The 24,987-nt window shown below is 41.6% G+C and carries 30 protein-coding genes and 3 pseudogenes; 24 read left to right on the top strand and 9 right to left on the bottom strand.

The annotated features are described in order from the left end of the window. Positions 1–34 precede the first annotated feature (34 nt). From E5329_RS12710 to E5329_RS12640, 15 genes and pseudogenes are all read left to right on the top strand, one after another. On the top strand, positions 35–925 hold the full coding sequence (locus tag E5329_RS12710) for a LysR family transcriptional regulator (RefSeq protein WP_135989898.1): 891 nt from the start codon (positions 35–37) through the stop codon (positions 923–925). 261 nt (positions 926–1,186) lie between these two features. Continuing rightward, positions 1,187–2,272, top strand: coding sequence for an alpha/beta hydrolase (locus tag E5329_RS12700; protein WP_275443235.1), 1,086 nt, complete (start codon positions 1,187–1,189; stop codon positions 2,270–2,272). Positions 2,273–2,283: 11 nt separating this feature from the next. Continuing rightward, entirely contained in the window at positions 2,284–3,315 is a 1,032-nt protein-coding gene (locus E5329_RS12695; RefSeq protein WP_135989897.1) for an iron-containing alcohol dehydrogenase, read from the top strand. Continuing rightward, complete coding sequence (locus tag E5329_RS30675) at positions 3,312–4,607, top strand: flavodoxin (protein WP_275443234.1); 1,296 nt, start codon at positions 3,312–3,314, stop codon at positions 4,605–4,607. The genes E5329_RS12695 and E5329_RS30675 overlap by 4 nt, the downstream gene beginning before the upstream one ends. A 70-nt stretch (positions 4,608–4,677) precedes the next feature. Further along, positions 4,678–5,841 (top strand): iron-containing alcohol dehydrogenase, encoded by a 1,164-nt coding sequence (locus E5329_RS12685; protein ID WP_135989896.1) that lies wholly within the window; start codon positions 4,678–4,680, stop codon positions 5,839–5,841. Further along, positions 5,838–6,914 (top strand): alpha/beta hydrolase, encoded by a 1,077-nt coding sequence (locus E5329_RS12680; RefSeq protein WP_168356611.1) that lies wholly within the window; start codon positions 5,838–5,840, stop codon positions 6,912–6,914. The genes E5329_RS12685 and E5329_RS12680 overlap by 4 nt, the downstream gene beginning before the upstream one ends. 27 nt (positions 6,915–6,941) lie before the next feature. Next, complete coding sequence (locus E5329_RS12675) at positions 6,942–7,391, top strand: flavodoxin family protein (RefSeq protein WP_135989894.1); 450 nt, start codon at positions 6,942–6,944, stop codon at positions 7,389–7,391. A 236-nt stretch (positions 7,392–7,627) separates the two neighbouring features. After that, a pseudogene (locus E5329_RS12670) lies at positions 7,628–7,819 on the top strand (hypothetical protein); the annotation flags it as partial. Then, entirely contained in the window at positions 7,807–8,085 is a 279-nt protein-coding gene (locus E5329_RS12665; RefSeq protein ID WP_168356610.1) for a flavodoxin, read from the top strand. The pseudogene E5329_RS12670 and the gene E5329_RS12665, both read left to right, overlap by 13 nt. A 68-nt stretch (positions 8,086–8,153) precedes the next feature. Further along, positions 8,154–8,786 (top strand): flavodoxin, encoded by a 633-nt coding sequence (locus E5329_RS12660; RefSeq protein ID WP_168356609.1) that lies wholly within the window; start codon positions 8,154–8,156, stop codon positions 8,784–8,786. Positions 8,787–8,796: 10 nt separating this feature from the next. Next, positions 8,797–9,306, top strand: a complete 510-nt coding sequence (locus E5329_RS12655) for a hypothetical protein (RefSeq protein ID WP_275443232.1) — start codon at positions 8,797–8,799, stop codon at positions 9,304–9,306. Positions 9,307–9,457: 151 nt separating this feature from the next. Then, positions 9,458–9,706 carry a prevent-host-death protein gene (locus E5329_RS12650; protein ID WP_275443231.1) on the top strand — a complete coding sequence of 83 codons (249 nt, stop codon included), beginning with the start codon at positions 9,458–9,460 and terminating at the stop codon, positions 9,704–9,706. A 437-nt stretch (positions 9,707–10,143) separates the two neighbouring features. Further along, positions 10,144–10,356 carry a hypothetical protein gene (locus E5329_RS30670; protein ID WP_275443230.1) on the top strand — a complete coding sequence of 71 codons (213 nt, stop codon included), beginning with the start codon at positions 10,144–10,146 and terminating at the stop codon, positions 10,354–10,356. Between the two features lie 170 nt (positions 10,357–10,526). After that, positions 10,527–10,673 (top strand): hypothetical protein, encoded by a 147-nt coding sequence (locus E5329_RS29755; RefSeq protein WP_168356608.1) that lies wholly within the window; start codon positions 10,527–10,529, stop codon positions 10,671–10,673. Then, a complete protein-coding gene (locus tag E5329_RS12640; protein WP_135989890.1) occupies positions 10,660–11,022 on the top strand; it encodes a type II toxin-antitoxin system HicB family antitoxin in 363 nt (120 codons plus the stop codon). Before E5329_RS29755 ends, E5329_RS12640 begins: the two co-directional genes overlap by 14 nt. A 350-nt stretch (positions 11,023–11,372) precedes the next feature. Here the strand turns inward: E5329_RS12640 and E5329_RS12635 are convergent. The 9 genes and pseudogenes from E5329_RS12635 to E5329_RS12595 form a co-directional block, all read right to left on the bottom strand. Beyond that, a pseudogene (locus E5329_RS12635) lies at positions 11,373–11,522 on the bottom strand (site-specific integrase); the annotation flags it as partial. 17 nt (positions 11,523–11,539) lie between these two features. Next, complete coding sequence (locus E5329_RS29750; RefSeq protein WP_168356607.1) at positions 11,540–11,704, bottom strand: hypothetical protein; 165 nt, start codon at positions 11,702–11,704, stop codon at positions 11,540–11,542. Between the two features lie 200 nt (positions 11,705–11,904). Continuing rightward, positions 11,905–12,174 (bottom strand): annotated as a pseudogene (locus tag E5329_RS12630) (sigma-70 family RNA polymerase sigma factor); the annotation flags it as partial. A gap of 65 nt (positions 12,175–12,239) precedes the next feature. Further along, positions 12,240–12,404: a cysteine-rich KTR domain-containing protein gene (locus E5329_RS12625; RefSeq protein WP_135989888.1), complete on the bottom strand. Its 165-nt coding sequence runs from the start codon at positions 12,402–12,404 to the stop codon at positions 12,240–12,242. A 150-nt stretch (positions 12,405–12,554) separates the two neighbouring features. After that, positions 12,555–13,223 carry an ABC transporter ATP-binding protein gene (locus E5329_RS12620; protein ID WP_135989887.1) on the bottom strand — a complete coding sequence of 223 codons (669 nt, stop codon included), beginning with the start codon at positions 13,221–13,223 and terminating at the stop codon, positions 12,555–12,557. Beyond that, complete coding sequence (locus tag E5329_RS12615) at positions 13,220–14,437, bottom strand: ABC transporter permease (RefSeq protein ID WP_135989886.1); 1,218 nt, start codon at positions 14,435–14,437, stop codon at positions 13,220–13,222. The genes E5329_RS12620 and E5329_RS12615 overlap by 4 nt, the downstream gene beginning before the upstream one ends. A gap of 458 nt (positions 14,438–14,895) precedes the next feature. Next, complete coding sequence (locus E5329_RS12605) at positions 14,896–15,807, bottom strand: zf-HC2 domain-containing protein (protein ID WP_135989884.1); 912 nt, start codon at positions 15,805–15,807, stop codon at positions 14,896–14,898. After that, on the bottom strand, positions 15,800–16,300 hold the full coding sequence (locus E5329_RS12600) for an RNA polymerase sigma factor (protein WP_135989883.1): 501 nt from the start codon (positions 16,298–16,300) through the stop codon (positions 15,800–15,802). The genes E5329_RS12605 and E5329_RS12600 overlap by 8 nt, the downstream gene beginning before the upstream one ends. Positions 16,301–16,346: 46 nt before the next feature. Further along, positions 16,347–16,535 carry a helix-turn-helix domain-containing protein gene (locus E5329_RS12595; RefSeq protein WP_135989882.1) on the bottom strand — a complete coding sequence of 63 codons (189 nt, stop codon included), beginning with the start codon at positions 16,533–16,535 and terminating at the stop codon, positions 16,347–16,349. 258 nt (positions 16,536–16,793) lie between these two features. Here E5329_RS12595 and E5329_RS12590 point away from each other — a divergent pair, with 258 nt between their 5' ends. The 9 genes from E5329_RS12590 (at position 16,794) to E5329_RS12555 (ending at position 24,955) form a co-directional block, all read left to right on the top strand. Beyond that, positions 16,794–17,657, top strand: a complete 864-nt coding sequence (locus E5329_RS12590) for an AraC family transcriptional regulator (protein ID WP_135989881.1) — start codon at positions 16,794–16,796, stop codon at positions 17,655–17,657. A 3-nt stretch (positions 17,658–17,660) separates the two neighbouring features. Continuing rightward, on the top strand, positions 17,661–18,707 hold the full coding sequence (locus E5329_RS12585) for a C45 family autoproteolytic acyltransferase/hydolase (protein WP_135989880.1): 1,047 nt from the start codon (positions 17,661–17,663) through the stop codon (positions 18,705–18,707). Between the two features lie 101 nt (positions 18,708–18,808). Beyond that, entirely contained in the window at positions 18,809–19,321 is a 513-nt protein-coding gene (locus E5329_RS32560; protein ID WP_135989879.1) for a helix-turn-helix transcriptional regulator, read from the top strand. A gap of 182 nt (positions 19,322–19,503) precedes the next feature. Continuing rightward, positions 19,504–19,764 carry a hypothetical protein gene (locus E5329_RS12575; RefSeq protein WP_135989878.1) on the top strand — a complete coding sequence of 87 codons (261 nt, stop codon included), beginning with the start codon at positions 19,504–19,506 and terminating at the stop codon, positions 19,762–19,764. Between the two features lie 60 nt (positions 19,765–19,824). Beyond that, positions 19,825–20,064, top strand: a complete 240-nt coding sequence (locus tag E5329_RS12570; protein ID WP_135989877.1) for a hypothetical protein — start codon at positions 19,825–19,827, stop codon at positions 20,062–20,064. Between the two features lie 591 nt (positions 20,065–20,655). Continuing rightward, positions 20,656–21,426 (top strand): MurR/RpiR family transcriptional regulator, encoded by a 771-nt coding sequence (locus tag E5329_RS12565; protein ID WP_135989876.1) that lies wholly within the window; start codon positions 20,656–20,658, stop codon positions 21,424–21,426. A 186-nt stretch (positions 21,427–21,612) separates the two neighbouring features. After that, complete coding sequence (locus E5329_RS30660) at positions 21,613–21,978, top strand: PTS transporter subunit EIIB (protein ID WP_275443229.1); 366 nt, start codon at positions 21,613–21,615, stop codon at positions 21,976–21,978. Next, positions 21,979–23,532, top strand: a complete 1,554-nt coding sequence (locus E5329_RS12560; protein WP_275443228.1) for a glucose PTS transporter subunit IIA — start codon at positions 21,979–21,981, stop codon at positions 23,530–23,532. 64 nt (positions 23,533–23,596) lie between these two features. Beyond that, positions 23,597–24,955, top strand: a complete 1,359-nt coding sequence (locus E5329_RS12555; RefSeq protein WP_275443227.1) for a 6-phospho-beta-glucosidase — start codon at positions 23,597–23,599, stop codon at positions 24,953–24,955. Positions 24,956–24,987: the final 32 nt, after the last annotated feature.

Genomic DNA, 24,987 nt, shown 5'->3' with positions numbered 1-24,987 from the left:
AGGATGCATAAAAAGGAAAGAGAAGGTGAATATCATGTATAATCCGCAGCTTGAAACATTTATCCGGGTGGCAGACGCAGGCAGCTTTAACAAGGCCGCTGAGGAAGCCTATATTACTCCCACCGCAGTGATTAAGCAGATTAATCTGCTGGAGGCTTCTTTGGATGTTAAATTATTTGAGCGGACTCACAGAGGATTAACCCTGACAAACGCAGGAAAGTCTTTGTATCAGGATACAAAATATATTATTCAGTATTGCAGGGATTCTGTGACGCGGGCAAAAAACGCCATGCAAAAAGACGAAAAAGTCATCCGGATCGGCAGTTCTCCTATGACCCCGGCACAGCTTCTGATGGGGCTTTGGACCAGAATACAGGTGCATTGCCCGGATATGAAGTTTCAGATTATTCCCTTTGAAAATACGCCGGAAAACGCCAGGGAAATCCTTGGAAACCTTGGCAAACATATTGATGTGGTGGGTGGAATTTTTGATGACACCATGCTTGGCCTTCGCCGCTGCGCAGGACTGGAATTATCTCAGGAACCTTTTTGCTGCGCGGTTTCTATTCACCATCGGCTTGCTGCAAAGGACAAATTGCAGATAGAGGATTTGTACGGGGAGAATCTGATGCTGATGCGCCGGAACTGGAGCGATTATGTGGACAGGCTTCGGGATGATATCTGGCAGAATCACAGTCAGATCCATATTGTGGATTTTGATTTCTACAACATGGAAGCCTTTAACCGCTGTGAAAACAGTGAGGATGTGCTGCTGGCCATTTCCGGCTGGGCAAGCGTGCATCCTCTGCTAAAGGTCATCCCGGTGGAGTGGGAGCACAGCATTCCCTATGGGCTTTTGTATTCTCTTCAGCCTTCAGAAACTGTGAAAGAATTTCTTGCGGCGGTGCAGAAGGCTTTTTCATAGGTTTTGTGGTGGCAATGGCTGGCGTCCTGATGATCAGCTTTAACGGTTCCAAAATGGAATTGAGGATACAGAAGATAAAGGAGGATACAGAAGATGGAGTTACAGAATGAAAAATGAATTTAAGATTGAGTTATAACTTTTAGGTATAAACTAAGAAACAAAACGAGACTTCTCATGAAGCCTCGTTTTGTTTATATTATAGGAAAACAGGAAAGTTCTCTGGACTGCAGGTAAAAATTGAGGATGTTGTGTGCAGGCGGAATGGTTATCAGAAGAATGGAGGTGAAGGCGTTGAAACATATTGCAGCGGAAGTTTGTCTGGTTTGCTTACTGGTTTTCTTGATTGGATGCGGCGCCGGAAATCCACAGGAAAGTGTGGAAAATACGGAATCCACAGGGGAAGAAACAGCAGGAGATTTTGGACAGCAGGAAGAAAGGCAGGAACAACCCGTGAGAGGAGCCAAAGAAAGCAAAGAACCATATACGGCAGAGACTCCCATATCAGAAGTTATATCCAATCCGGATTTTGGAGCCTATGGCAGATTGATTTTTCCAGCAGACAGCGGATATTACAGCGGGGATACGCTGGGGAATCTCAGTCTGACCTGGTACAGCAATATCGATCCGGATAAGACGGTGGAGATTGCAAATTATATGAAAGCCCAGGCAGAAGCCGGAGAAAGGATTTTTTATGACATTTATACCCAGGAGGAAAAAGAGGCTGATCCGGCAAAAGAAGATACCGGCCTGTTTTTCTTTCGAGGAAATGCCGGAGAGAAGTTTGCCCTGTGCAGTGCAGGCGGCGGCTTTGCCTATGTAGGGGCCATGCAGGACAGTTTTCCCCATGCATTGGAATTATCCAAAAAGGGATATCACGCTTTTGCATTGATTTATCGTCCTAGAGCACAGACGGCTTGTGAAGATTTGGCGCGGGCAATCAGCTTTATCTTTGAACATGCCGAAGAACTGGAGGTGGATACGGAATGCTATTCTCTGTGGGGCGGTTCTGCAGGGGCAAGAATGGCGGCCTGGCTGGGATCTTACGGCCCCGAAGAGTTCGGAGGGAATTCCCTTCCCCGTCCCGGCACAGTGGTCATGCAGTATACAGGGCATTCCGATTATACAGAAAATGATCCGCCCACTTACGCCTGTGTGGGAAAAAATGACGGGATAGCAAATTGGCGGACAATGGAAAACAGAATAAATGCCTTAAAAGGTCTTGGGATTGACGCAGAGTTCCACAGTTATCCCGGCCTTGGACATGGATTCGGGCTGGGAACAAAAACAGCGGCAGAGGGCTGGCTGGATGAGGCCGTGGCCTTTTGGGAGAAACAGATGGGTAAGTGAGGTGAAGCTGGATGAATAATTTTATTTTTGAAAATACAACAAAAGTCTATTTTGGGAAAGGCTGTGTCAAAGAATACCTGGCTTGTCTGACGAAAAATTATGGAGATACGGTTATGCTCTGCTATGGAGAAGGCTCCGTCAGGAAAAATGGAATTTATGATGAAGTGGTTTCCATATTGAGGGAAGCCGGGAAAAATATCATTGAGTTTTCCGGTATCATGCCGAATCCAACTTATGAAAAAGTGTTGGAAGGCCGGAAGCTGGCGAGAGCTAACCAGGCAGATATGATCCTGGGCATAGGCGGCGGTTCTGTGATGGATTGCTGCAAGGCAATTTCCCTGGCGGCTGTTAATGACGGAGATATCTGGGAGAGATTCTGGGAGCGTCCCGGCATTATTGAGTGTGAGCCGCTGCCTTTCGGGGCAATTGTAACGGCGGCAGGTTCTGGAAGCGAAATGAATGGCAGGGCAGTTCTCACCAATGAGAAGCTGCAGCTCAAAATCGGGCGGGATTACCCCAAATGCAGCCCCAGGTTTGCGCTGATGGACCCTGTATACACCTACAGTGTACCTAACAATCAAATGATATCCGGCGGTTTAGGAATCTTTTTTAACATTATGGAAATTTATTTCAGCGGGCCGGATGAAGATAATGTATCAGATAATATTGCCGAAGCCCTTATGGGCAGTGTGATCCGCAATCTCAGAGCGGCAGTTTTGAATCCGAAGGATTACAGGGCGAGAAGCAACCTGATGTGGAATGGAGCGATGGCAAAAAATGGGATCATCCGATTGGGGAAATGTATCGATACTCAATGCAGCTATAAGGGAGATCAGACGGGAATTTGTATAGCATGTAATTCCAGTGAAGATATTCCAGCTTATTTCCGCGGTATTTATCAGGAGCGTCCGGTAAAGTTCCGGAGATTTGCCCTTCATGTATGGGGAATTTCCCCGGAGGGCAAGACAGAGGAAGAAATTGCTTTTGCCGGAATAGATGCATTGGAAAAATTTATTTCAGAAATGAGGAGGAATTTATCATGAGAAAAATTGTTGCGTGTTTGATCAGTATTGTATTTGTCTTTAGTCTTACTGCCTGCAGCAGCCGGCAGCAGAATACCGCTGGGGAGACAGAGCGTGAACCGGAGAAGGAAATTGTTTCTGATTCAAACGAGGATGTGTCAGAGCCGTCGGAAGCTTCAGACGGGGAAGCAAAAAACGATGAGGAAAATGAAGGCGGCACAGCCGGGAAAACGCTGGTGGTTTATTATTCGGCATCCGGAAACACAGAAAATATTGCAAATTACATTGCAGCAGCAACAGGCGGGGAGCTTTTTCAACTGGAGCCCGCAGAGCCATATACTGATGCGGATCTGGATTGGACAAATGAAAACAGCAGGGTATCCAGAGAGCATGACAATGAAGCGGAAAGAGCGGTGGAATTGAGGTCAACAGAAGTGTCTGGCTGGGATTCTTACGACACGGTATTTATCGGATATCCTATCTGGTGGGGAATTGCCGCATGGCCAGTGAATGGCTTTGTGGAAGCAAATGATTTTACAGGGAAAACGGTGATTCCCTTCTGCACCTCATCCACTTCCGGGTTAGGGGAAAGCGGAAAATTGTTGTCTGAACTGGCAGGAACCGGGGACTGGCAGGAAGGAGAGAGGTTCCAGTCAAGGGCTTCGGAGGATGATGTGAAGGAATGGGTAAATGGGCTGCAGCTTCCTGCGGGCAATACAGAAGCGTCTGCAGGGACAGAGCAGGAACAGGCAGAAGGCGCCGGTTCTTCACGGACTTTAATCGCTTACTTTTCCATACCAGAGAATGAAAATACGGATGGCGTGGATGCGATTGCAGGTGCAAGTATTGTGGTAAAAGAGAATGAGGTTTACGGCAATACAGAGTATGTTGCAAGAATCGTGCAGGAGACAGTGGGTGGCGATTTATTCCGAATTGAGACGACACAAGAGTATCCTCTGGAACACGATCCATTAGTGGAACAGGTGTCAGAGGAACAGGATGCCAGTTTGCGGCCGGAATTGAAAAATCATATAGAAAACTTAGAACAGTATGACAGAATTATTTTGGGTTATCCCAATTGGTGGGGTGATTTGCCTATGCCGGTTTATACATTTTTAGAAGAATATGATTTTACTGGAAAGACGATTATTCCATTTGTTACACATGGAGGAAGCGGTTTTTCCAATACGTTAAGCGATATTTCCCAATTGCAGCCCGATGCTTCGGTAAGCGATAATACCCTGTCCCTTTCCAGAAATGATGTTGCGGACAGTGAAGCAGAAATCAGACAGTGGGCTGGGAATTTTAATTAAAATATAGAGGAAAAAAGAGTGAAACCTGTCTGTATTTTTACGAAGAAGGAATAGCGAAAGGAGAAAAACAATGAAGGATTTTATTTATTCTTATCCCACAAAGGTATATTTTGGTGACAAAGCGGCAGCTAAAATGCTTCCGGCAGAACTTGCAAAAACAGGAAAAACCGTTATGCTGGCATACGGCAAAAACTCCATAAAGAAAAGCGGCGTGTATGATGAAATCTGCGGCTATCTGAAGGAAGCAGGCAAAGAGATTGTTGATTTTCCGGGGATTATGCCCAATCCCACTTATAAGAAAGTGCAGGAAGGCGCAGCCCTTGCAAAAGAAAAAAACGTAGATTTTATCCTTGCAGTAGGCGGCGGTTCTGTGATAGACTGCTGCAAAATTATAGCGGCACAGGCAGCGGCCGAAAAAGATATCTGGGAAATGGAATTTAAAGATCATGTGTATCCCACGGAATTTCTTCCCATGGGAGCAATTGTTACCGCTTCTGGAACTGGTGCGGAAATGAATAACGGCGCAGTTATCACTAATGAGGATACGAAGGAGAAAGCGGGGGTATTGGGCGCTTATGCAGAATTCGCAGTGCTGGATGTAGCCTATACCATGTCCCTTCCTCCAAGACAGGTGATTTCAGGAGCTTTTGATACGTTGAGCCACAGTATGGAAACGTATCTGGGTTCCCCACGGGAGGTCACGTTATCGGATGAAATTGCAGAAGCCGTAATGCGTAATGTAATCCGCAATATCCGGCTGCTGTTAAAGGATATCAATGACAAAGAGGCAAGGACAGAATTGATGTGGGCGTCTGCCATGGCAGAAAACGGCATCCTTAAAATTGGAAAAGTGACAGATTTTCAGGCGCACCAGATAGAGCATCAGCTTGGAGCCTATACAGACTGCAATCATGGGCAGGGACTTGCCGTAATTCATCCGGTTCTTTATCGCCATATTTGTAAAGACGGCGTCAGACAGTTTGCGCGTATGGCTCAAATGGTATGGGAGATCTCTCCGGAAGGGAAATCGGAAGAGGAGCTGGCAGAAGCAGGAATTGAAGCCCTTGCAGAGTTTGTAAAGGAAATTGGTTTGCCTTCCACATTCCGTGACATGGGAATAACGGATAAAAGCGTGTTAAAGAAGGTGGCTGACACCTGTAACCTTACGGCAGGATGCTGTAAGAAACTATCCAGAGAAGAAGTCCTTGAAATTTTAGAGGAATGCTGGGAATGAAAAAGAATGTCGTATTAAGCCTGGCAATCGTATTATTGGCGTTTTGTGCAGCCTGTGCTGGCCCTAAAGGAGAAACGGACCATGAAACGCAGACGGCTTTGGAGGAACGGCCAGGACAGGAAGAGACAAACAACGAGGAAAATGAATTATCCGATCCAGGAGGCGTTTCAGATATGGAGGGAAAAACAGATGCGGCCCGGATTCCTTCGGAGCTTGCCCGGATTCCGGAAGAATATTTCACTCCGGCACAAGAGCAGGGAACCATAGAAAGGCTTAGTTATCAGACTTATGAATCCATGAGTTATGAAAGCCGGACAACACAACTGGAGAAGACGGCTTATGTCTATCTGCCTTATGGATATACCGAAGAGAAGCAGTATCATGTGTTTTACCTGATGCATGGGGGATGGAGCAATGAGACCACTTATCTTGGTACGCCGGAGCATCCGAATGTGTTGAAAAATGTCATTGATCATGGCATACAGGAGGGGAAAATGAAGCCTATGATTGTGGTTTGTCCCACATACAACAACGAAAGCCCAGAGGACAGTGGTGATTACGGCCTTGCCCTTCGGCTGACCGACAATTACCATAATGAACTTGTCAATGACCTGATGCCTGCGGTAGAAGGCAAATACCGCACGTATGCAGAAGGAACTTCTCTGAAGGAATTGAAAGAAAGCCGTGACTACCGTGCATTTGCCGGATTTTCTATGGGCTCTGTCACCACATGGCATACCTTTCAGTATTGTATGGATTATTTTCGCTATTTTCTGCCTTCCAGCGGCAACCTGACCTCTGATGGGGCGTATATGGAGAATCTGGTGACTGACGCCGGGTATGGGGCTGAAGATTTCTTTATCTACGCAATGTCGGGAACCGAGGATTTTGCCTATGGGTCATTTTCCAGCCAGATCCAGGGGATGCTGGAAGGACCCCAGGGAATTTTTAAGGATGTTGACCATGAAAAGGATGGAAATTTGGCATATCGGGTGCAGGAAGGGAATTCCCATGATGGGGATGCCGCTATGCAGTATATTTATAACGGATTAATCTGGATTTGGAACAATTAAAGTAAAAATCATGGAGGGAAATCAGAGATGAGGATTTTATTTATTAATGGGAGCCCAAACAAGCATGGAAATACCGCTGCACTGGCAGAAGCTCTTTTGACAGGGAAAGAGTATGAGAGTTTGAATTTGACCGATTACCGGATTGGCAGTTATGGGCAGAAATTGGAAGGCGATCAGCTTGAGGAAGTGATTGACAGGATGAAGGAGGCTGAAGTGATTGTAATGGGTTCGCCTCTGTACTGGCATAATATCTGCGGTTCTGTACGTAACCTGCTGGATCGTTTTTATGGTTTGGTGAAAAATGGGGAATTTTCGGGAAGGACGCTCTATTTTCTGTTCCAGGGGGCTGCGCCTGAGAAATGGATGATAGAAGCTGGAGAATATACCATGAGCCGTTTTGCAAAGCTTTATGGGATGGAATATGCTGGGATGGCAACGAATCAAAGAGAAGCAGGTGAATTAGGGAGAAAGATTTGAAAGTGTTAGAGATAAGGAAAATACACAGAAAGCTGCTGATTTAGGTACTTGCGGCATCGTTTATCCTGGGACAGTGTATGCCGGCTCAGGCGGCGGTTCAGGAGAAAAAGTATTCCATACACTTGGATAAAAGGGTATATACCTTGAAAAGGAAAGAAAGTAAAGCTGAAAGCGGCTTTAAATCAAGCGGCCCAAAAGGGGCGTAAAGTGGTCCGGCAGGCGGAAAGGCATTAGTAGCATATTTTTCCTGGAGCGAGACAAGTGCAAGGATTGCACAGAATGTGATAGAGCAGACGGGAGCAGATGCATTCCGGATCGAACGGGAAACGCCCTATAGCACGGATTATAATGAAACTGCATATGGGGATGCGAAAGATGAAGCGGAAGCCAATGCCTGGCCTTCCATCAAAGAAAGTTGGATTCGGTAGAACAGTATGATAAAATCATATTGTGCTATCCTATCTGGTGGCATACCGCACCTATGACAGTGGGAACATTTCTGGAAAGTTATGATTTCAGTGGAAAGCATATCTATCCAATTTCCCAGTCAGCTTCTATGAACGTCTCGCAGTATGAACAGTCAGTGGCGTTTGTAAGGGAATGTGCAAAAGGGGCAATTGCGGATAACGGTATATTTACCAGAGACAGCGTTTCTATCAGCAGATATGTAGAAGAAGCTGTAACATCCAAGTAGTCAGGTATGGAGAGAAAAGTTTTGGAAGAGGATTGGCAGAAAATAAGTAAGAGAAAGGAATGGTAAAAATGATGAAAAAAGGAAGTAAAAATGTTTTGCGGGCAGTATCTTTTATCCTTGCGCTTGTAATGATAATATCATTGACAGATGTAGGAACCGCTGAGGCGAAAACAAAAGCAAAGAATAAGAAGGACATTGTAGTGCTTTATTTCTCAGGCACAGGAACTACAAAGGCAACAGCCAGAAGAATTGGTAAGAAAACAAAGGGCAAGGTACTTGAAATCAAAGCAAAAGAACCTTATACAGAGGAAGATTTGGATTATGGGAATGATGACAGCCGCGTAGTCAAAGAACATGAATCGGCAGCTTCTCCTGCCCAGAGCACGGTGCGTCCGGAAATTGCTAATTTAAAAGCGATTAAGAAGGCAGTGAAGAAAGCGGACGTTGTTTATATCGGGTACCCGATCTGGTGGGGAGAAGCGCCCCATATTGTCTATACCCTTGTGGAAAACGTAAGCCTGAAAGGGAAAACGGTAGTTCCTTTCTCCACATCCATCAGCAGCGGCCATGGGGACAGCGGAAAGAACCTGAAGACAAAAGCAAAAATTTCATCCAAAACAAATTGGCTGAAAGGGCGCGGATTCTATGGTGTGCCATCTCAGAAAACGGTAAACAAATGGGTGAATAAGTTAAAATATTAGGAGGAGTGTCATGGAACGGCCATATGTAATCTGTCATATGCTTACATCCTTGGACGGTAAAATAGACGGTTCCTTTTTCTCAGCGCCGGAGTGCGCTCCGGCGTCTGCAGAATATGGGAATATTCGGAAATTTTACGGCTGCCAGGCAACGCTTTATGGAACAACGACAATGAAAGGCAGTTACTCGGACGGATTGGCCGGGGAATTGCCGAAAGCTTCCTCCTATATCCTGAAAGAGGATTCTATTGCATCGTCTGATGTGGATCAGTATATTGTTTCCATTGATCCGGAAGGGATTCTGGGGTGGGATTCCGGTTATATTGAAAAAAAGGGCCGTCCCAGAGCCCATGTGATTGAGGTTTTGACAGAAAAAGTTTCGGAGGATTACCTTGCATACCTCAGGGAGCGTCAGGTTTCATATCTTTTTGCGGGAACAGGGCAGATTGACTGCGGGCAGCTGCTGCAGATTTTGAACGGGCTGATTTCCTTCCGCCCAAGGGGCCTGTGGCGTTTACGTTAAAAGAAGTGAAGCAGACGGAGGGAGGAAGCCTGTGGCTGCGTTATCTGAAGAAACAGTAATAAGGAAATAGCACATTCTTACATCTTTATCACAGCGTCCGCATAAAATTCTCTGTCGCTGTTGCGCGGCGCAGGCGGAAACAGCGTTTTCTATGATGTTTCCGCCTGCGCCGCCATATCAAGCTCGGAAACTAATGTTCGAGCAGCGGGAAGTTTCCATAGGAAATCAGGTTTATTTGACGAGTGGGAATGGCGGTGATTTTGCTATAGTCAGCAGGAAAGAGCTGGAAAAATTACATGCGATTAAAACGCTTTTTTCTGAAATTGCAAAAGGAGAAGCTTCTGCGAGACAGGAGGGATGGCTGTCTGCCGATAATGTGGAAGCGAGACTTGGCATATGAAGATTCTGAAATATTCCCCAGAAGCAGCGAGGGATTTGGACAATAAGGTGATTTAGAGTTTTCAGTTTTACAGTGTTTGAAGAATAGTATCTTTAGGCACTTTTTTGTTGTACAAATTAATTATGCAGATGAGTTAAGGAGAATGTCTGGTATAAAAATAATAGAATATCCAGAGTCAGAGACGCGAAAGAACACAGGGAATCAGGGCATTTTGATGATGAGTATGGCAACGACAGGCTGTCGGAGCTGAAAGACATGAAAATACAACACATAGAACTCTATATTTTCTGGCACCCGCCTTACTGGGACATAAGGGATCTGCCGGAGAAAACATGGAAGGATTTGCGACAGCAGATGAGGTTAAATCTGTGACAGTTCCTGGAGTTATTAAATTTCCGAGCAGGTGGAACTACAAAACAAAGGAAGGGTGCTGTTAAGTGAATAATAATAAAATTATGCTTGTTGATGATGAGCCGGATATCTTAGGATTACCTGAAAAAGCTCTAAACATAGAGGGGGTTCACAACATTATTAAACAGATGGCAAGTTGGGTGGATGGCTGTTCTGTTTTTGATGATACGGTAGATTGGGAAAAGGTGGATTACAAAACATTTGCGAAAATATTGTATATGGGAAAGATATATGAATAAACTGAGACATGGGGATTTTGTAATTCAGGAAAGAGGGATGGAGATACCAGTGCCGTCACAAAGCCGCTTGACAACTTAAAGACGTTAGTGATTGCCGTGATCGGTGCGGTGGGTGTCATTATCCTTGTAAAGAATGTGATGGATCAACGGCAAAGGCGGCTGCCTATGTCATGGACGACGAGGGGAAGAAACATCTGAAAGAAGTCTTTGATGAGATGAATTATTATGACAGTTTAAGCAGTGCGACGCAGATTCCGGCGGGGAAGTCGCTGGGGGAGGTAATAGAGAGTGAGGTGGATACCGATGACGCTGAATGAATATATGGAGCTGCCTTACCGTATGGAGATTGTGCCGGATAAGGAAGAAGGAGGCTATGCCGTGATGTTTCCGGAACTGCCGGGGTGCATGACCTGTGGAGAAACTCTGGAATCGGCAGTAAGCAATGCGGAAGATGCAAAAAAAGAGTGGCTTATGGCTGCGCTGGAGGAAGGGCAGGAAATTCCCGGGCCGGATGGTCTGAATGATTATTCCGGGCAGTTTAAGCTGCGGATTCCCAAAAGCCTGCACCGTCAGCTTTCCGAACATTCCAAACAGGAAGGGATCAGCATGAACCAGTATTGCTTATATCTGTTATCCAGAAATGATGCAATACATTCGCAGGCATAGGAAAATTATAATAATAACAGAATGACCGATGAAAGCATCTAAGCCTTATATTGGGTTTGGGTGCTTTTTTGCGGGAAAGGAGCAGCGTTGATGTGGGCGGTGGGTTAAAGGGTGCATGTTCCATTATGAGCAGAGGGAGCATGATTTTCAGATGGGGGAAGTCCTGCGCAACTTTAACGGGACGGATTACAAAGTAATGGATTGTTACAGTAAAAATAACCTTCTAATGATGAACATGGCAGCAGGAGCTTTTCCTATCTTCCGGCAAAGGCGGAAAGCAGATAGGGAAAGATTGCAGAGATATAGGCAGCAAATAAACAGGGGGAAAAGATGGGAAAAAAATTGCTGGGCTTCAAATCTTCTTCAATCCACATATCCAGCATTTCGCCAACCGTGATGTTTTCAGACTTCACAACGAATTTCTGTTCTTCATAGTCAGCGATTGCTTTTCTGGGCAGGGCTTCCGTTTCGGATTTGCTTTCTGCTCCCAAAAATTCTTGGATAAATGAAAAAGCCGCTACACTGCACCACGAATAACGGGAGCGTTTTCTCCTGCTCGGATTCGCAATGCTATGTAACGGCTTTGGGATTTAAAACCATGCTGCCATACGCCAGCCGAAAAGGGCAGCATACATTCGGCGGCGGTCAGCCTTATCCATTGGCTGACATTCCATTCTTCCATTTATGTGCTATTTCATTTTCAATCTTCCAATTCCCTTATGGGTATTCCAGAATACCGCAGCGGCTGCACCCATGTCAAGATTTTGGGCAAATATTTTAGTATTCCCTGTGGACGGGATTTTTATTCATTTAATTTTAAATTGGATGGGAGAGTTTTATCCCCATCCAATAGCCCGCTGAAAAACCGTCTATCTTAGATAGTTATAAAATCTTCCGCAGCTTTTTATGCAGATGGTCTAGCCTTGCAAAGACAGCCCCTGTTGTCAATCCAACAAGCGGGGCAATTTCCTTTGTGGAATAGCCCTGCATTTTCAACAGGATAATTTGCAGGGGACGCCTGTCCACCGTAAGCAATGCCCGATACAGGGTTTCGTCCTCAATTTCATCCAGTAAATCGGCAACGGTCTTTACCTCGGTATTCCGTTCCCTGTCTGTCATTCCCTCAAGGTATTCGCCGAAGTCGCTTGTCCAATGTTATGAACTAAAACAGAGCCAACAAACTGTGATTTATTTCACAAGCTCATCGGCTCTGCGTCTTATGCGTCTGGCTCTTTGATGACAGTTACTTGTAAGTCCTTGACTTCAATCAAAACTTCCTGCTTGCACTTCCGACAGCAAAGAGGGTAGTTTTTCAAAATGGTATCCTCTCTAATCCTGTTACGGGTTTTACTGCCGCGAAGAGGACATAATAACCATTTCATATTTTTTTTCTGCATATAATTACCTCAAATTGCAAACCGTTTTTTTATTTGGGATATCAAAAATAAACCGCAATAAGAACAAATACTATTCCGAGTGCAATAAAAAATATTCCTAATAACATTGACGCTACCATTGCAAAAAATCCCATTTTATTTATTCCTTTCAAGATGAATTACTCTATCATGACGATTAGCTATTTCCAAATCATGAGTTACAGTAATAATTGTAGTGCTAAATTCCTTGTTCATTTTGAAAAGCAATGTTACAATTCTTTCTTTGTTTTCCACATCCAGAGATGCTGTTGGCTCATCAGCCAAAATAATTTGAGGTTTCATAATTACTCCTCTGGCAAATACGGCCCTTGCTTTTTCACCACCAGAACATTCAAGCGGCTTCTTTTTTAATATTGGTTTAATACCAATTGCATCAACTACACTTTCGAAATCTTCTGCCTTAAATTCTTTTTTTCCAGAACCTGCATAAAGTAAAGGCAATTTGATATTATCTTCAATTGTCAAAGAATTGATAAGTGCTGACTCTTGAAGAACAAAACCAATCTTTTGATTTCGCCACTGTGCCAACTCGCTTGTATGTAAGCTATTTGTTTTCGAACCAAAAAGAGTATATGCGCCAACATAATTCCTATCTATCAATCCGATAATATTAAGCAACGAGCTTTTTCCTACACCGGATTCTCCTACAATGGCGGTTTTTTCACCAGCAGCGACTGCAAGGTTGAAATTGTTTAATATTGAAAGCTGCGAATTTTTACTCTTATAGGTTTTTTCTTTAATGCTTAAGTCGATAATCTTAGTCATTGTAATACCCCCAAAGAAATTGGAATTCTTTTGATTTTCCTTAACATAGTTTCGACAATCATTATTCCAATAATAATATCCAAAAGAACCACTACCAATAAAGCCAGCCAGTCCATTCCAATCAACCCAAATAGTCCGTAAGTAACAAAAGTAGCGTCTTTTCTTATCCAACAGCCATACCTGTTAAAAGCGGTGAATATGAAAACAACTGCAAGGTTAATAAAGGAAAGCATTCCAAAATAGATATAAAATATTTTTCTTAGCTTTGAATAGCTTAATCCAACCAATAAATTAATAGTAAAGTCTTTCAGCATTAAGCGAACACTGACTAATGCGTTCCAAACAGAAATACAAGTTATAACCGCAAGCAAAACAAAGGTTATTGTCGCCATGATTTTTAATGAATGAAGATAGTATTCATTAAAATAATCGTAATTTTCCTTTTGGCTAAAAAAGTTAAAGTCTAAACCCAAATTATCTTTCAAGACCTCACTTAAATCTGCAACTCCCTCTTCTGAAGTTTGTAGGATTGTTATATCCATGAGACCATTCAATTGAAGGTCTATATTCGCATGATTTATAAAATCCTTATTTACAGGAAAGAGAATCGAAAAATTATAGTATGTCTTGGAATTGAGAGCATAATAATTAGAATGATAAGCATTTTGCTTCAAAACCCCTTTGACTTTAAGCGTTATCGGAAGCCCAATGGCAGATTCTTCAATTCTAATCGTTGACCCAACAGGATATGTCTTACTTAATCCTTTCCCAACTAAAACAGGTATTTCATCATCAAGTTGGTAGTCAAAGCTTAAATCCACTCCTTGTAAAAGTTCAAATTGTTTTAATTTGTAATACTTCTCATTCATATAGCTTAAGTGTACTTCCATATCATCAACATTAGGAACAGATACAATGAATCCATCCACATAAAAAGCGTAATTATAATAACTATTTAAATAGCTATATACTGCTTGTGTTCCATTTTCGTTAATTAGACCCATATCCATATGACTATCTGGATCTAAGTTAGCGATGTAGTTTCCTTCTTGATTGATATATTTTGTTTCTTGATACCCTTGAAAAGTTGATAAAATCGAACGAGAAGAAGTAAAAGTTATATAATTTGCCATGCAAAGCAACAGAATCATGCTTATGCCGAGTACTGCTTTTCTTAAAAATATTTTTGAAATAAAATACTTAAAAATTTTCATATTTTCGCACCTGCCATGCACTGATTAGTATATATGTGATAAAAATAGCAACTAAGTGAAGATTACTAATTAAATTGAAATTCCAATAAACATTTACCAAAGTTGATAGAAGATAAACAAACATTAAAACCAGTAGACAATCCATTGCATACCGAATTGTAATATGAAACGCCGTATCTCCTACAAGTATTCTGCAAAACACCTCTGCTTTTTTTCTGCACAACATTTGGTAATGAAAAACTACCACAATGAATGTAAATAATATAACGATTAGAAGTTGATATTCTAAAAATGGCCTAAAATAGCTTTTTAGAATGTAGGAGTCCAAGTCGATAGTCTTTACATAATCAAACGCAAAATTTAGGGAAAAACAGAGGATATACACAGCGCTTAGTTCTAATATATCCGCTGGTCTAAATAGAGATTTTTTCATATCTACCACCTCAAAGCATTCAGAGTTAATCTTCAAAGTTCTTTTGAGATGTTCTCTTTTTTGCTTTATAAAGGGATATTCCTGTCAACATCGCAAAATAAAACAGCATCGCAACCAAAACGATAATGCAAAAATCTCGTTTTGACGAATAACTCGTAAAGCTAATTCCTTTTGTGCAAAGATGCGCTGCCATATAGGATATCGGGAAAAGTAGAGATCTGTCAATCCATACAATTATTGCTTGCTTGTTTTTCAATAAAAACCGCAGAACTGCAAGTATGGCAAGGACAAGAAAAGCTAGCATAAAATATGGCAAGAAAATTTGTCTTGGCAATGTTACAGTATCTTGATAAGCATTATCATTTATCCCATAAATCAATACATCTTCGGAACCATCGTTTTGAGCATAGTAAATCTGAACATTAGTTTCTCTATCAAAGGGAATAACCATATTTTGTTTCCCACGATTGGACGAATATATGTCCCAAGTCGTAGTCCAAGCATTTATCTGATAAATCTCTGTTTTCGTTTCATCATTAAACTCTTTCATACAGCTATAACCTGTTACCTTATTATCAAAGGCGATGGTAATGCTCCCGTCAGCGCCACTATCAACATTAAACAAGTCATCGGAATAGGAGAAAAATTTAGGTGATGTTAAAATCCCAAAGATAACCGTCACTATGGCGCATGCCAAAATCGCTGTTAAAAAAACAGTCTGAAGGCGTTTGATAAATAACTCCTTTTTTATTCTTCTTAGCGGAACAATATCAGTGTTTGGGATAATGTCTGCAGGTTTCCGCATATGTTCAAGCTCTGCACGGCACGCTTCACAATGTTCGAGATGTTCACTAACAAACTCTCGCGTATCCGTACTTACCATATCTTCTACATAAAGCGGAAGGATGTCTCTGATTAAATTACATTTATTATTCATCTTTGTCCTCCATTTGCGTTAATATTTTATTTCTTGCTCTGTGATAAGTAACACAAGCCCAATTATCTGTTTTTTGAAAAATATCTGCAATTTGTTTAAAACTTAACTCTCCAAAGACCCGTAGCATAAAAACTTCTTTATAAGGTTCAGATAAATTATGCAACAGGAGATGTATTTGCATCGCATCATATTGCTTTGATATTTGTTCTTCAATGGTGTCTTGATTGTCTGGGAAATCAATATCATCAATATTTTCAATACGCTGTTGCTTTTTCAAGTAGGAAAAATAACAGTTTTTTGCAATTTGGCAAAGCCAGACACGGACATCTGTTTCGCCACGAAAATTATCTATTGAATGCATTGCCTTAAAGAAAGTTTCGCTTGTGATTTCTTCTGCAATACTTCCGTCTTTTGACAGCTTTTTGAGAAAAAGAAATACATCATTAAAATATCTTTTATAAATCTTCTCAAATTCTTCTTCAAAACCTGCCACTATCTCACCTCCTACTCACTTATAAGACTTCGCATTTCAAAGAATCTTACAAGTTTTTTGAAATATTTTTATTTTTTCGTGCATCGTCTGGCTTAACAGTATTTTGCGGTATAAGCCACACACGATTAACATTTAAAGCCCCCTCAACACGGTTTTCTTTGCAGAGCCGTTGTACCCATCTAAGCGATACATTCCACTTTTCTGCGGCTTCCTGTGCTGTCATATATTCAAACATTTTAGACCTCCTGTTTTGTATTGTATATAGTATAGACGTTCAAACGAACTGTATCAAGCGCAGAAATATGAACTTTAATCAAAGTTCCCCGAAAAGAAAAGCGACAGAGGATTAAATCTCTGTCGTTTTTCTTTTCGGGAAGTTATTGAAACGAATTTTTTATTCAGATACACTATATGCAAGTTTACAAAAGATAGCAGAAAAAGAGAGGAAATATAAAGCAGATTAAGCTATTCTTGTTTGCGAGGAGGTAAGGAGATGGAATGGTTGAAAAAACTTGGAGCAGCCATTGATTACATAGAAGATAATCTGGACAAGGAAATATCATATGACGAAGCAGCCCGCATTGCATGTTGCTCTCCCTATTATTTTCAGCGTATTTTTTCTTATGTTTCGGGCGTGTCATTGGCAGAATACATACGCCGCCGAAAAATGACACAGGCAGCGTTTGAATTGCAGCGGACAGGCGAGAAAGTAATAGATATTGCTTTGAAGTATGGCTATTCCTCTCCGACTTCGTTTAATCGGGCTTTTCAGAATGTTCATGGAATTACGCCAACAGCAGCGAAAGCTATGGGGTGTATCCTGCAAGCATATCCGTCAATTCAGTTTAGAATCGAAATAACAGGAGGAAGTGCTATGGTGTATCACATTGCGGAAAAACAATCCCTGCATATTGTGGGAATCCGCATTCCTTTGACCTGTGATATGGAAGAAAATTTAAGGATAGTTCCCGATTTTTGGAAAACCACATTGCAGGGAAACCAGTTTTCGGAAATATGCAAATTATCTAATCAAGAGCCAAATGGGATTTTAGGAGTCAGTGTATATGAAAGTCCAAAAGAAATCTATTATTATATCGGCGTTGCTACAGATGCTTCTGCCCCTGCGGATATGTACGAGTATGAAATTCCTGCGGCAACTTGGGTTATATTTGAGAATGATGGACGTTTTAAAGAAGATGTCCAAAGTGTATTCAGACGGTTTTATATGGAATGGCTGCCGTTCTCTGGATATAAATATGCTGAACTGCCAGACATTGAAGTGTATCCGATTTGTGACAGCCAGCCGGCACATGGACATTCCAAAGTATGGATTGCAATCAAAGAGGAGGACAGATAGGAAATGTATCATTTAAGACTAAAAGGCAACCATTATGAAATGGGTGTAAAGCGTGGAAAAATTTTTAACAAATGCCAAATCTCTTTTCCGCTTCAGTTAGATAATTTTCAACTGGAACATGGAAAACAAAGTGAGGAAATGTTAAGAAAGATTTTTCCAGAAGTGTGTGCAGAAATAAGAGGGGTAAGTGACGCCATAGGAGCAGACTATCTGCATTTTGCTTCGTGGATGCTGTGTATGGGCTGCTGTATGTATAATCTGGAGGATAACTTCCCTATTGAGATTCGGGGCTGTACGGCTTTTGCCTATTCCCAAAATGGCAGATTGATATATGGCAGAAATAATGACTTGCCGCCCTATCTGCGTGATGGATGTAAAAGTGAAATTTACGCACCGAGGAATGGAAACAGATTTAATATCACTACATCCTCTTTCATCAACGGGGAAGAGGGGCTGAATGAACATGGGCTTGCCGTGGCAATGACGTTTGTAATGACCGACCTTAAAAAGATAAAGGCAGGGTTTAACTCATGTTTTATTGTACGGTATTTGCTTGAAAAGGCAAATGATACAGAGCAGGCAGTTTCGTTACTTATGAATTTGCCAATAGCTTCTAACTGTAACATTTTACTTGCGGATAAAAGCGGCAATATGGCAGTAGTCGAATGTACGCCGACTCTCAAAAAAGTCCGTGAAGCGGAAATCTTTTATGGAAACAGGATTGTTTGTACTGTCAATAGCTTTATCTCTGATGAAATGAAGCCCTATGACGATGCAAATGGGAATGATTATGATTCCCACAAGCGGTATAAGGTTGTCATAGACAGTTTTTCTTCGGGGAAGATAAGGGACGATTATATCGAGACTACCGAGCAGCTTTTGAAAGGCGATTATGGATTTATGTGCCAATATGACAATGAGCCAGACTTTGAAACAGTTTGGAGTTCCATATTTGACTTGGAAAGTTTAGCCATTTACCGTGCAGAGGGCGACCCAAGAAAGAAGAAATTTATCAGCGATAACAGGCTGCATGATTTAAAATTTAAGTGAGCAGGGAGAATTGAAACTTAACAAAGCAAAGCATAGCATAGAATATCAGGAAAGGCCGTTGTTAGTTTACTATACTATGGTTACGGAAAGAGGAAAAAAACATGGAATGGGTGAAAGGGTTACAGAAGGCCATAGATTATATTGAAGATCATATTACAGAAGATATAGACTATGCTGAAATTGCGAAACAGGCGTATTCTTCCAGCTTCCATTTCCAGAGGGTTTTCCATATTATCTGCGGCTATTCTATTGGCGAGTATATCCGCAACCGGCGATTGTCACTGGCAGGAACGGATTTATCGTCTGGAAATGAAAAGGTGATAGATATTGCCCTGAAATACGGATATAACAGCCCAGAGAGTTTTAGCAGGGCATTCACAAAGTTCCACGGGATTACGCCTGTCCAAGCGAAAAGCGAAAAACTTACACTCAAATCTTTTTCCAGAGTTTCCGTAAAAATCACATTAGAAGGAGGAACGACAATGGATTACAGAATTGAAAAACGGGAAGAGTTTGAGGTCATTGCCAAGGTTGTGTTATCTGAAAAAGCTGGATACGAACCACAGGCTGCTCTCAGTGGAGGGATTTACGGACAGCGAGGGAAATGTGATTGATTTCATTGTTGATGAAGCGGTGGACGTTTCTGTCATTTCGGTTTATGTGATTTTTTGTCGCACGTTTGTCTCACTTTTTGCACCATCTGTATTGTTTTTATAGTAATGCAATGATAAAAACGGTTGAAAAAGTGAGAGAAAAAGGAGGATGCATTATGCAAAAGGAACTTTTTTAAGAAAAGATGAAAGGATTTTTGGAAGGAGAATTTTTTTCGGGTTCTCCCAAAATGGTTGTTGAAGATGAATTTGCCGAGGGAAAAGAGTGTTCTCAATCGCATGAAAGAGCATATCTGGCTAAGCAGAACCTGTGCAGGAGATTGGGGGAGGATGAAGATAAGGATTTAGAAATTCTCATAAGCAGTATGGAGAATATTACCAAGCTGTTGTCCATGAAAATGTACGAGTATGGAAAAAATGAGCAGCGGATGGAATTGGTTTGTTAGGATACGTTCGTAACAATGACAAACATATGATTTCTGTTAACAGAAGGAGATGAGAGAGGTTTGGGATTTATGTCTGAAGAATATATTGCTGCCCGCACGGGAGAGCCTTTGGAAGCAAGATTAAAGAACAGTGGCACTTTCCGGCAGCAGATGAAATCGCTGCGTAAAGCGTCAAAAGCATTTACAAGGGATTCTGTCAAATCGGAGGAATGCTGGGAAGCGTTTGACAGGCTGGAAGAAGAATGGAGTAAATGCAACATAGTGGACAAATTTGTCTATTATTGTGACAGACATAAATAGAATTATATTTTTTTCCAGCTCTGTTTTAACAGGAAAAAAGGAACTGCTTTTAATTGAAATTAAGAGGGAACAACCCCAATGCCATAAATTGTTGATAACACATCTTTTTAACATCTCACTTCTCTGCACATATATTTACGTTGGTACAGTGTCATAAAATCAAGTAAGTTGCTATCAGCAAAACAGTGGTAACAAGAAGTGACCTATGTGTACTAAATGTTTTGTGCAAAATGGTGTTGGGGAAATTCTCTTTTACATAATTTATACTTATATTGCTGGTATTATTCGTGGCAGCTTGATTGATATTTTCAGACTGGATAGAGTTGATTACAAACTGTATATTAGGAACTTTATGTAAAGAATACTTGTATAAAAAGCCGCAATAGAATCTGGAATTGTTAGTTTTAAGGAGTTTGTTATTTCAGATATTTTTTCTGCTAGCACAGTTGAATTTTAATATGTCTTGACTATATAAAAGCATAATAGTAATATGTCATTGAGCATATTGACAAGCATACAAGGTATTTTGAAACAAAAATGTGATAATGTAATTCAATATTTTAATAAAAGAAAGCGGGGAACAGATAGTAGATGTTTACCATACAAAACATTCAAGACCTAAATGATTTGGAAATGAGTGTTTATCAATACGTGATGCAGCATCAGGACGCGATTCCTTATATGCGTATCCGGGAATTAGCTTCAAATGCCCACGTGTCTACAACAACAATTTTAAGATTTTGTAAAAAGTTAGGATGTGATGGGTATTTAGAATTTAAATTGAAAATGAAAGAGCATTTAGGAAACCAGGGAAATGTTCATGTTCCAGAGGATTTATCAGAATTGAAAGTTTTTTTGGAGAGAGTGGACTCAGAAGCATATCAGCAGAAACTGAATGAGGCAGCTTCTATGATTGCTCAGGCTGACCGTGTTTTTTGTGTTGGCGTATCAAACTCAGGTTATGTTGCCCAGTATGCGGCACGGTATTTTTCCGGGTTTGGAAAATTCAGTATGGCTATTACAGATCCATTTTATCCAATGTGGCAAATGAATGATATGGAGAATACCGTGGCGCTTGTATTTTCCATATCTGGTGAAGTTTCACAGGTAACGCAGATTACAAATCAGTTGAAACAACACCATTGCCGTATTATCAGTATTACAAATACAGAAAAATGTACGGTTGCCCAGCTTGCTGAATTGAATTTGTGCCATTATATTACAATGAGAAGAGGCGAAAATAATGCTGATTTTATGAACCCACGAGTGGAAGCAATCATTGACTACACCTCTCAGGCACCGGCAGTTATAGTTGCGGAGACACTTGCCAAGCGGGTTGCCAGTCGATTGCAGGAGGAATAAAACAAAATTGTTTTTTAGAAAAAACAAGTTCCAAAAGAGCGGACTTGTTTTTTTTGATGTCAGAAGCAATGACATTGTCGTTTTCCGTTGCTATAATGATAACAGAAAAGAATTTCAGTGCTGGAATCAATTCAGGAAACTGCTGGAATGGCCATCTGGCAGAAAAAATTTTAGGAGGAATGTGATATGGCAAATAAAGTTCGTGACTATCAAAAACTTGCCACAGATATTAAGGACACAATTGGTGCGGAAAATATTGTGACAGCAACTCATTGTGCTACCAGACTCCGTTTAGTATTAAAAAAGATGCCTGATGATTCTGCTACAAAAGAAATAGAACAGATGTCTGGCGTGATTCAGGTTGTGGCGTCTGGCGGCCAGTATCAGATTGTTATTGGCCCACATGCAAAAGACGTATATGAGCACCTGTCAGGCGTGGTCAATTTTTCAGAAGAAGCGCCAAAAGTAAAAGAGAGCCTGGTCAACAGGGTAATTGCCGTAATGTCCGGCTGTATTGCGTCATATGTCTACGTCATGGCAGCAGCGGGGTAATTGCAGGGGATTTTAATCATTATTAAGATGTTTGCGGATATCGGGAATACTGGCGCGGCACAGATTTATAACATGATTTCGTGGACGCCTTTTACGTTTTTGCCTGTGTTTATCGCTGTGGCAGGTGCAAAACATTTTAAGTGTAACGTATATATTGCTTTGTGGTGCTGTATGGCTTTGGCAAATCCTACCTGGGGCAATATCGCCGCAACAATCAGTGAAGGAACAGCGCTGGATTTTCTGTTTGTACCACTTACATCAGTAACATATACATCCAGTGTGATACCGCCTATTATTTTGGTGGCAATACTTAGTAAGCTGGAACACTGGGCAGAACCCCGGCTGCCAGAAGTGGTGCGTCCAATTGGAACGCCGTTTATCTGTGCGGCAATTATGGTGCCAATGACAATCCTGGTAATTGGCCCGGTTTCTACGGTGCTGTCAAATGGTCTGGCTTCTGCTTATAATATGTTGTATAAATTCATCCCGTGGCTGGCTTCCGGTCTGTTTGGTGCGATATGGGAGGTATTGGTTATCTTTGGAATACATTGGAGTTTTACGCCAATTTCATTGACAAATTATCAGAATATGGGATTTGATACTCTACAGGCATTTAAAGGCATTGCAGTGTGTGCTCAAGTTGCCGCATGCTTTGGCGTATTTTGGAAGAGTAGAAATGCCAAAGTGAAAAATATGGCAGCATCCTCAGCAGCTACAGGACTGTTTGGTATTACGGAACCGGCAATTTATGGTATAACCCTTCGTTTTAAAAAACCTTTTATATGCGGCTGCATCGGCAGTGCGATTGGTTGTGCGATTACAGCCTTCTTTGGTTCAAGGTATTTTGTATATGCCGGATTACCGGGGTTTTTGTCTATTCCCAATTCGATTTATACAGACAGTGCAGCAGCGAATTGTGAGGCATTGGGATATGCGGGCAATTATTCTAATTCAGTTATTGGTATTCTGATAGGTACCGCTGTGGCTGTTTTAGTAACATTTATATTCGTTCAGATTGTTGGGTTTGATGATCCGGTTGAGATTCCTGAGGATATACCGGAGACGGATGCGGGGGAAGCGGTCTCCGAAATTTCAGAAGGCAGTTCGTTTACGGTTTGTGCACCAATGAATGGGGAAGTAAAGCCGCTTTCCGAAGTTCCAGACGCTACTTTCTCCGAAGGTATTTTAGGACAGGGAGCAGCCATTATTCCTTCAGAGGGCAGATTGTATGCACCTTTTGAGGGTACGGTATCTTCTGTATTTGATACAAAGCATGCTGTCTGCCTGTGTGGTCCGAATGGCTGTGAAATGTTGATTCATGTCGGTTTAGAGACAGTGACTTTGAATGGCAAATATTTTGATGCCAAAGTAAAGGATGGAGATAAAATAAAAACCGGCGGTTTATTGTTGGAATTTGATTTGGATGCAATTAGCAGAGATTTCAAAACGATTACGCCTATCCTGATTACGAATGCTGATGATTATGGGGAAATTAATTTCATAAAGCAATCAGGTTCTGTAAAAGCAGGAGAGGCATTGTACGAGGTTCAATAAGTGTTTTCTTACAAATATAGCATATTTCCCTGGATTGTGTGCTGGGAAAGAAAGGGAGGACATTATGGGTTTACCAAAAAAATTTCTTTGGGGTGGCGCTGTTGCTGCGCACCAGTTGGAAGGCGGCTGGGATGTAGATGGCCGCGGTATTTCTGTCAGTGATGTTTTGACAGCGGGGGCGCATGGCGTTCCGCGCCGGATTACGGACGGAGTGCTCGAGGGGGAAAGCTATCCAAATCATGAAGGGGTTGACTTTTTCCATACCTATAAGGATGATATTGCATTGTTTGGCGAGTTGGGCTTTAAGTGTTTCCGTACTTCCATATCATGGAGCCGTATTTTCCCAAATGGAGATGAGGAAGAGCCTAATGAGGCAGGACTGAAATTTTATGATGATATGTTTGACAATTTGTTAAGTTATGGGATTGAACCGGTTATTACATTGAGCCATTTTGAAATGCCATATTATCTTGCAAAACATTATGGCGGCTGGTTGAACCGCAAGTGCATTGATTTTTTTGTACACTATGCACTTACAGTTATGGAACGGTATAAAGATAAAGTAAAATACTGGATGACTTTTAATGAAATCAATAATCAGGTAAAGACGAATCCGGATATTTATGGATGGACGAATTCCGGTGTAAAATATTCTGAATTTGAAAATCCGAAAAAGGCATTGCATCAGGTTGCGCATCATGAATTGCTGGCTTCTGCGATTGTAGTTAAAAAGGGGCATGAGATTAATCCTGACTTTCAGATTGGGTGTATGTGTTCATTTATCCCATATTATCCCTATTCCATGAATCCAGAGGATGTCATGACTGCCCATGAGTCCATGCATGAACGTTTCTATTTTATGGATGTCCATGTACGGGGGCATTATGGATCTTATGCAAAGAAAATCTGGGAGAGGGAAAATAATGCGCCAGTGATGGAGAATGGGGATGAGAAGATTCTGGAGGAAGGAACAGTAGATTATATCGGTTTCAGTTATTATATGTCTCATGCAGTAAAAGCAGATGCAGTTCTCGAAGGGGATGAAAATACAGATGGAAGAAATGTCCATACAGTGCGCAATACTTATCTGGAGGCTTCGGACTGGGGATGGCAGATTGATCCGGTTGGGCTTAGATATGCACTGAATCTTATGTATGAGCGTTATGAGAAACCACTGTTTATTGTCGAGAATGGACTTGGTGCACTGGATGTTTTGAGTGAGGATGGTACTTGTGATGACAGCTACCGGATTGAATATCTGAAAGCACATATTGAAGAGATGATAAAAGCGGTAGAATATGATGGGGTTGACTTGATGGGATATACTCCGTGGGGCTGTATTGATGTTGTTTCTTTCACCACGGGGGAACTGCGTAAACGGTATGGATTTATCTATGTAGACACCAGTTTACAACTTTTTTAATAAAAAAATGCCGCACAGGACTTTCTGTTGTA

Source organism: Petralouisia muris (assembly GCF_004793545.1).
Classification (GTDB): Bacteria; Bacillota; Clostridia; order Lachnospirales; family Lachnospiraceae; genus Petralouisia; species Petralouisia muris.
This window is presented reverse-complemented; position numbering and strand designations above follow the sequence as displayed.

Coding starts and splice junctions, on each gene's coding strand:
- E5329_RS12710 (WP_135989898.1), top strand. CDS start 35: ATGTATAATCCGCAGCTTGAAACATTTATCCGGGTGGCAGACGCAGGC.
- E5329_RS12700 (WP_275443235.1), top strand. CDS start 1,187: ATGGTTATCAGAAGAATGGAGGTGAAGGCGTTGAAACATATTGCAGCG.
- E5329_RS12695 (WP_135989897.1), top strand. CDS start 2,284: ATGAATAATTTTATTTTTGAAAATACAACAAAAGTCTATTTTGGGAAA.
- E5329_RS30675 (WP_275443234.1), top strand. CDS start 3,312: ATGAGAAAAATTGTTGCGTGTTTGATCAGTATTGTATTTGTCTTTAGT.
- E5329_RS12685 (WP_135989896.1), top strand. CDS start 4,678: ATGAAGGATTTTATTTATTCTTATCCCACAAAGGTATATTTTGGTGAC.
- E5329_RS12680 (WP_168356611.1), top strand. CDS start 5,838: ATGAAAAAGAATGTCGTATTAAGCCTGGCAATCGTATTATTGGCGTTT.
- E5329_RS12675 (WP_135989894.1), top strand. CDS start 6,942: ATGAGGATTTTATTTATTAATGGGAGCCCAAACAAGCATGGAAATACC.
- E5329_RS12660 (WP_168356609.1), top strand. CDS start 8,154: ATGATGAAAAAAGGAAGTAAAAATGTTTTGCGGGCAGTATCTTTTATC.
- E5329_RS12655 (WP_275443232.1), top strand. CDS start 8,797: ATGGAACGGCCATATGTAATCTGTCATATGCTTACATCCTTGGACGGT.
- E5329_RS12650 (WP_275443231.1), top strand. CDS start 9,458: ATGATGTTTCCGCCTGCGCCGCCATATCAAGCTCGGAAACTAATGTTC.
- E5329_RS29755 (WP_168356608.1), top strand. CDS start 10,527: ATGGACGACGAGGGGAAGAAACATCTGAAAGAAGTCTTTGATGAGATG.
- E5329_RS12640 (WP_135989890.1), top strand. CDS start 10,660: ATGACGCTGAATGAATATATGGAGCTGCCTTACCGTATGGAGATTGTG.
- E5329_RS29750 (WP_168356607.1), bottom strand. CDS start 11,704: ATGGAAGAATGGAATGTCAGCCAATGGATAAGGCTGACCGCCGCCGAA.
- E5329_RS12625 (WP_135989888.1), bottom strand. CDS start 12,404: ATGAAATGGTTATTATGTCCTCTTCGCGGCAGTAAAACCCGTAACAGG.
- E5329_RS12620 (WP_135989887.1), bottom strand. CDS start 13,223: ATGACTAAGATTATCGACTTAAGCATTAAAGAAAAAACCTATAAGAGT.
- E5329_RS12615 (WP_135989886.1), bottom strand. CDS start 14,437: ATGAAAATTTTTAAGTATTTTATTTCAAAAATATTTTTAAGAAAAGCA.
- E5329_RS12605 (WP_135989884.1), bottom strand. CDS start 15,807: ATGAATAATAAATGTAATTTAATCAGAGACATCCTTCCGCTTTATGTA.
- E5329_RS12595 (WP_135989882.1), bottom strand. CDS start 16,535: ATGTTTGAATATATGACAGCACAGGAAGCCGCAGAAAAGTGGAATGTA.
- E5329_RS12590 (WP_135989881.1), top strand. CDS start 16,794: ATGGAATGGTTGAAAAAACTTGGAGCAGCCATTGATTACATAGAAGAT.
- E5329_RS12585 (WP_135989880.1), top strand. CDS start 17,661: ATGTATCATTTAAGACTAAAAGGCAACCATTATGAAATGGGTGTAAAG.
- E5329_RS32560 (WP_135989879.1), top strand. CDS start 18,809: ATGGAATGGGTGAAAGGGTTACAGAAGGCCATAGATTATATTGAAGAT.
- E5329_RS12575 (WP_135989878.1), top strand. CDS start 19,504: ATGAAAGGATTTTTGGAAGGAGAATTTTTTTCGGGTTCTCCCAAAATG.
- E5329_RS12565 (WP_135989876.1), top strand. CDS start 20,656: ATGTTTACCATACAAAACATTCAAGACCTAAATGATTTGGAAATGAGT.
- E5329_RS30660 (WP_275443229.1), top strand. CDS start 21,613: ATGGCAAATAAAGTTCGTGACTATCAAAAACTTGCCACAGATATTAAG.
- E5329_RS12555 (WP_275443227.1), top strand. CDS start 23,597: ATGGGTTTACCAAAAAAATTTCTTTGGGGTGGCGCTGTTGCTGCGCAC.